Below are 1,723 nucleotides of genomic sequence, written 5' to 3' on the forward strand. Positions count from 1 at the left end.
TTGAACGTGCTCGTGTCGCTGACCGACTGGTTGCTGCTCGTGCCGATCGCCGCGGCCTGCGGCTACGCGTGGTTCGCGGCGCTCGCGCCGTCGCCGCGCCCGCCGCGCGCGGCGCAGCGCAACGGCTGGTTGCCGGTCAGCGTGCTCAAGCCGCTGTACGGCGCCGAGCCGCGTCTCTACGAAAACCTCTCCAGCTTCTGCGCGCAGCGCCACCCGTGCTACCAGATCGTCTGCGGCGTCGCGTCGCCCGACGATCCGGCGATCGCCGTGGTGCAGCGGCTGCAGGCCAATTTCCCCGATTGCGACATCGCGCTGGTGGTCGATGCGCGCATCCACGGCAAGAACCTCAAGGTCAGCAACCTGATCAACATCGCCGAGCGCGCGCGTTACGACCGCTTCGTGATCGCCGACAGCGACATCGCCGTCGAGCCCGATTACCTGGAGCGCGTCACCGCGCCGCTCGACGACCCGGCGATCGGCGTCGTCACCTGCCTGTACCGCGCGCGCGGCGTGGGTGGCTTCTGGCCGCAGCTCGGCGCGCAGTTCGTCGACGCCTGGTTCGCGCCGTCGGTGCGCATCGCGCACGCGGGCGGCTCGAGCGATTTCGGCTTCGGCGCGACGCTGGCGCTCACGCGCGACACGCTCGAGCGGATCGGCGGCCTGGCCGCGCTGAAGGACGAACTGGCCGACGACTACTGGCTGGCCGCGCTGCCGCGCCGTCACGGACGGCGCACGGTGCTGTCCGAGGTCAACGTCGTGACCGACGTGACCGAGTCGCGCCTCGCCGCGCTGTGGAAGCGCGAGACGCGCTGGCTGCGCACCATCCGCTCGCTGAAGCCGGCCGGCTTCGCGAGCCTGATCGTCACGTTCACGGTGCCGTGGCTGGCGGTGGGCGCGCATCTGGCGATGCGGCTCGACGGCACGTTCGTGGGCGGCGTCGCGGCGGCGATGGTGGCCAGCGGCGCCGTGGCGCGGCTCGCGATGCATGCGCGCGGTTCGGCGACGCGCGGCGTGTTCTGGCGCGGGCTGCCGCTCGTGCCGGTGCGCGACACGCTGCTGCTGCTCGAATGGCTCGCCGCCGCGTTCGGCTCGCACGTCGATTGGCGCGGCGCGCGGATCACGGTGGTGGGCGCCGGGCGCGCGACGATCGCGGAGGGCGGCGACGGACGATGAACGGTGACGTGGCGCGGTTCGATCGCGCCGGCGTCGGCTATCGAATGCAACACCGGAATGCAACACCGCCGCCCGCGTTCCGCGCGGGCGGCGTATCGACGAGTAAGGGCGCGCGGGCCGGCTGGTGTCGCGCGGGTTGAACGAACATTGATCGCATCGAGACGAATCATGCAAGCACACGAAGCCCCGCTGAAAACCCTGTTCCTGCAAGCGCCGTCGTACGACGGCTTCGACGGCGGCGCCGGCTCGCGGTATCAGGCCAAACGCGAAATCCGCTCGTTCTGGTATCCGACCTGGCTCGCGCAGCCCGCCGCGCTCGTGCCCGGCAGCCGCGTGCTCGACGCGCCGGCCGATGAGCTCTCGGTGGAAGACACGCTGAAGATCGCCGTCGACTACGACCTCGTCATCATCCACACCAGCACGCCGTCGTTCCCCACCGACGCGAACTTCGCGCAGGACCTCAAGCAGCGCAAGCCTTCGGTGCTGGTCGGCATGGTGGGCGCGAAGGTGGCCGTCGATCCGCACAACTCGCTGACGGCCTCGGACGCGA

General features: G+C 70.9%; 1 protein-coding gene and 1 pseudogene. Both read left to right on the top strand.

Translation table 11 applies throughout. From position 1 onward, the window contains the following. On the top strand, positions 1-1,173 hold a 1,173-nt coding region (gene hpnI, locus G3N92_RS33755; protein ID WP_241015199.1), incomplete at its 5' end, for a bacteriohopanetetrol glucosamine biosynthesis glycosyltransferase HpnI. Between the two features lie 189 nt (positions 1,174-1,362). After that, positions 1,363-1,723, top strand: a pseudogene (locus G3N92_RS33760) (hopanoid biosynthesis associated radical SAM protein HpnJ); the annotation flags it as partial.

Origin of the sequence: Burkholderia sp. Ac-20379, from assembly GCF_017104645.1 — a bacterium.
Lineage (GTDB): Bacteria > Pseudomonadota > Gammaproteobacteria > Burkholderiales > Burkholderiaceae > Burkholderia.